General features: G+C 39.6%; 3 protein-coding genes. 2 read left to right on the top strand and 1 reads right to left on the bottom strand.

Annotated elements, in window-relative coordinates; all coding sequences use genetic code 11:
- Nucleotides 1-133 precede the first annotated feature (133 nt).
- Complete coding sequence (locus tag RRG12_RS43190; RefSeq protein WP_335108648.1) at nt 134-694, top strand: Npun_F5560 family protein; 561 nt, start codon at nt 134-136, stop codon at nt 692-694.
- A 350-nt stretch (nt 695-1044) separates the two neighbouring features.
- Here the strand turns inward: RRG12_RS43190 and RRG12_RS43195 are convergent, their stop codons facing one another.
- Nucleotides 1045-1398 carry an STAS domain-containing protein gene (locus RRG12_RS43195; RefSeq protein ID WP_069072909.1) on the bottom strand — a complete coding sequence of 118 codons (354 nt, stop codon included), beginning with the start codon at nt 1396-1398 and terminating at the stop codon, nt 1045-1047.
- A 487-nt stretch (nt 1399-1885) separates the two neighbouring features.
- Between RRG12_RS43195 and RRG12_RS43200 the strand changes: the two genes are divergently transcribed.
- Nucleotides 1886-2304, top strand: a 419-nt coding sequence (locus tag RRG12_RS43200) for a DedA family protein (protein WP_420763289.1), incomplete at its 3' end; no start/stop codon positions are given.

Below are 2304 nucleotides of genomic sequence, written 5' to 3' on the forward strand. Positions count from 1 at the left end.
CAATAAAATTGTGTCTGTTTCATTTCTCGTAACTCATTTGGGAATGCTAAATTAACAAATACTTGCCAAAGGTAGTACTCCCGCAGTTATACCTAAGAGTGGACAAGATTCTGAATGGGAGCTTTAAGCTACTGTGATCCAATCTGATACACCCAATATTCAAGTTCTCTCTACGGAAGTATCGCAGCTACGCCAAGAGTTGCAACTTCGCGATCAATTAGTACAACAACTATCTCAAGAACTCTTCCGGCTGGTAAAAGGTAATACTAGTTTTATGCCCCAGCAGCCGGAGCTTGAGCGTGATCTCACCCAGTTACATGCTTTACAAGAACAACTCCAGGCTGTAGAGCAGCAGGTGGCGTTCTACCAAGAGCAAATTACAACTCGTGACTCCGAAATTTACCAATTGCGACAGTCAGTCCAAGAACTCACCGATCGCACTCGGATGTTGGAGCAAGTAGTACAAGAGTTACCTCAAATTTACCGTCGGAAGTTTGAGGAGCGGATGACGCCAGTGAGAGAAAAGGTAGCAATGCTACAACGGGAAAACCGCCAACTACAAGCAGAACTGCAAAGTGTGAGTTACCGTTTAGCTCTCAAAACTCGTAATGCTAGTCACAGCGGCATTGATTTACCAAATTTTCCTCGCCCAGCATCCGAACAAGCTAATATTTCAACTCCCCAGAATGCCTAAAATTAACATTATGGTGGAATCTTAAGAGGTAAGAAATTGGTGCGGCAAAGGATCTCTGACATTCGAGCCTTTCTTACCTCCTGCTTCCTTACACTAGCTACGTCGGATATATAACATTTAGCTCAAATTGACTTATCCCACAGCTAAAAGCCAATGGGATTATTTATACCCAAATCGGTGCAGGCTGATTTAAGCAGCCTATACCAACTTGTCATTAAGCACTTGTGCTTACTTACTTTTCTAGAAAAAAAGAAAATCAGCCTGCTAGCACCAGACTGTTATCTTTAGAAAATGTGAAAAAATGCAAATATTGCTTGACTATGCCATCCTTCTATAGGTAGATTTATTATCTAACCTGCTAGCACCAGACTGTTATTTTTGACGGTAGTAAAAATATCTTCGTAAGTGTGAAAAATTTCAAACACCGTATCTAGTTGGGTAAGTTCCAAAATTAACCGTACAGGAGCTTGCACGTTGCATAGAACCAAGCGGCAGCCACTCTGACGTGCAGCTTTTAAACCTTTAACTAAAGGCACTAACCCAGAACTGTCCATGAAATTGACTTCTGCTAGGTCGATAATCCAGAGCTGATGAGCTTGAGGCACTACTTCAGCCATTTGTTCACTCAGAGCCTTACCACCTTCCAAATCTATACTTCCTTGGGGTTTAAACAAAATCACTTGAAGTTCTTGTGTGAGAGCCATAAATTTAACAGGGTAATTGGAACACTTGACAGAAAATTGAAAAAAGACATCAATACGTCTTCTCTTTCAACGGCAAAATGACTGTTTTACCCAGATATTTGGGCAATTTCAGTCGTACAGTTGAGAGAGATTATTTCAGTATTCATGTCGTATAATTTGTGATAACTTTCATCAATATAGGCATAAGCGCCTAACAATTTCGGTATCAACCGTATCTTTTACAAGATTTTCACAATTTAAATGGATATTTATGAACTTTCTATAAATTTTTTATTTCCTTTGTAATAAATATTAGCTTGTGGTAACAAGTTTAAAAAAATGTATAGTTAATATTCAAGATTTAAGAGCTACCATAGACTAAAATCTATGGATTATTCAGTATAAAACTAATGACTTAATAACTCTATGTATTGGTTTGATTGACACCCCAGGCAAAAACAAGCAAAGATATAGTAAAAGTAAAAATTTGTAAAGACGGCGGTGCGGGATGTCTTTAGAGCTGATTTCACTAGAAAATATCCAGAAAGTCGCCCATAGTTACGGGTATTGGGCAATCTTTTTGGGAATTTTGCTAGAAAATTTAGGCATTCCCCTTCCTGGTGAAACCGTGACCTTAGTGGGCGGGTTTCTAGCTGGCAGCGATGAACTAAATTTCTGGCTGGTTCTCGGTGATGCAATCATGGGTGCTGTCATTGGTGGCACTTGTGGCTATTGGATTGGTAGGGTTAGCGGTTGGCCTTTCCTAGTAAAAGTTGGTAGCATTTTTCGGATTTCGGAAGTGCGATTACTGACTATTAAAGATCAATTTAGTCAAAATGCTGCTAAAGCGGTATTTTTTGGACGTTTTCTGGCATTATTGCGAGTTTTTGCTGCACCACTAGCTGGTATAGCTGAAATGCCCTTTGG

This window comes from Nostoc sp. CALU 546 (assembly GCF_048836525.1).